General features: G+C 33.1%; 1 protein-coding gene and 1 pseudogene. One reads left to right on the top strand and one right to left on the bottom strand.

Annotation, left to right across the window (positions count from 1 at the left end):
• Positions 1-217, bottom strand: a pseudogene (gene qacR / locus HMPREF2647_RS02280) (multidrug-binding transcriptional regulator QacR); the annotation flags it as partial.
• Positions 218-394: 177 nt separating this feature from the next.
• On the opposite strand from qacR, the gene qac reads away from it, so the two are divergent.
• Positions 395-1,939 carry a QacA/B family quaternary ammonium compound efflux MFS transporter gene (gene qac / locus HMPREF2647_RS02275; protein ID WP_002449598.1) on the top strand — a complete coding sequence of 515 codons (1,545 nt, stop codon included), beginning with the start codon at positions 395-397 and terminating at the stop codon, positions 1,937-1,939.
• Positions 1,940-2,030: the final 91 nt, after the last annotated feature.

Here is a 2,030-nt window from a genome sequence, read left to right as displayed (position 1 = left end):
TACATTTGATTTGTTCCTTTTTCCACTGTTCTTGCCATTTAGATTCTTCTATATTTAAAATTTCTAAAAATAGATTTTCTTTTGTTTTAAAGTGATAATAAAGATTCCCTTTACTACTTTCTGATAATTTAACAATTTCTCCAGTAGTAGTGGCATTATATCCATTTTTTATAAATAATTCCTTTGCGACACCTAGTATTTTATCTTTCAAGTTCATCACGCCTTTAATGAGTATTAAGTACTATCAATGATAGCACAAAAAATTCAAAGAATAATTGTATAACACAATACAGCCATTTAAATTTCGCAAGATTTTTTGTTGTAATATGTAAAAAAATAGATTATAATCCTTATAGACCGGTCGAACGGTCTATAAGGATTGGAGGGAACTTAAATGATTTCATTTTTTACAAAAACTACTGATATGATGACATCAAAAAAAAGATGGACTGCACTAGTAGTATTAGCTGTTAGTTTGTTTGTTGTTACAATGGATATGACAATATTAATTATGGCTTTACCGGAATTAGTAAGAGAGTTAGAGCCTTCTGGTACCCAACAGTTATGGATAGTTGATATATACTCTCTTGTTTTAGCTGGCTTTATAATTCCATTGAGTGCCTTTGCTGATAAATGGGGAAGAAAAAAAGCATTATTAACTGGATTTGCTTTATTTGGCCTCGTTTCATTAGCTATATTTTTCGCAGAAAGTGCAGAGTTCGTAATAGCTATTCGATTTTTACTTGGTATTGCAGGTGCTTTAATAATGCCAACTACTCTTTCAATGATAAGAGTAATTTTTGAAAACCCTAAAGAAAGGGCCACTGCATTAGCTGTATGGTCAATCGTTTCATCGATAGGTGCTGTTTTTGGACCAATTATCGGAGGAGCTTTACTTGAGCAATTTTCATGGCACTCGGCATTTTTAATTAATGTACCGTTTGTGATAATAGCAGTTGTAGCAGGTTTATTTTTATTACCAGAGTCTAAGTTATCAAAAGAAAAGTCTCACTCGTGGGATATTCCTTCTACAATTTTATCAATTGCAGGCATGATTGGACTGGTATGGAGTATCAAAGAATTTTCAAAAGAAGGACTAGCAGATATTATTCCATGGGTTGTAATAGTATTAGCAATTACCATGATAGTGATATTTGTTAAACGTAATTTATCAAGTTCTGATCCAATGTTAGACGTAAGACTTTTTAAAAAGAGATCATTTTCAGCTGGTACAATTGCTGCATTTATGACAATGTTTGCAATGACATCTGTTTTGTTATTAGCTTCACAATGGTTACAGGTTGTGGAAGAACTTTCTCCTTTTAAAGCTGGCTTATACCTATTACCTATGGCAATAGGAGATATGGTGTTTGCACCAATTGCACCCGGATTAGCGGCGCGATTTGGACCGAAAATAGTGTTACCTTCCGGAATTGGAATTGCAGCCATTGGCATGTTTATTATGTATTTCTTTGGTCATCCATTATCATATTCTACAATGGCTTTAGCATTAATTTTAGTTGGAGCTGGTACGGCTTCACTAGCAGTTGCATCTGCTCTAATAATGTTAGAAACACCTACATCAAAAGCAGGTAATGCAGCTGCTGTTGAAGAGTCTATGTATGACCTTGGAAATGTTTTTGGTGTAGCAGTACTTGGTAGCCTATCTTCTATGCTTTATCGTGTATTTTTAGATATTTCATCTTTTTCATCAAAAGGTATAGTTGGAGATTTAGCTCATGTAGCTGAAGAATCTGTAGTGGGCGCTGTCGAAGTAGCTAAAGCTACGGGGATAAAACAGCTTGCAAACGAGGCTGTAACATCATTTAATGATGCTTTTGTAGCAACTGCTTTAGTAGGTGGGATTATCATGATTATCATTTCAATAGTTGTCTATTTGTTAATTCCCAAATCACTTGATATAACTAAACAAAAATAGTACTAAACATATATTTTTAGATATTGTAGATTAGTTTATTTTTAAAATTAGTAATAGTTAAAAGAGGCTGGGACATAATTTCTAACAAATT

The sequence above is a fragment of the Staphylococcus sp. HMSC035D11 genome, from assembly GCF_001836075.1.
GTDB lineage: Bacteria > Bacillota > Bacilli > Staphylococcales > Staphylococcaceae > Staphylococcus > Staphylococcus hominis.
Note: the sequence above shows the minus strand (reverse complement) of the source record. Positions and strands in the feature narration are given on the sequence as shown.

Bases quoted from the DNA above. Each gene is read 5' to 3' on its own strand.
- qac (WP_002449598.1), top strand. From the start codon at position 395: ATGATTTCATTTTTTACAAAAACTACTGATATGATGACATCAAAAAAA.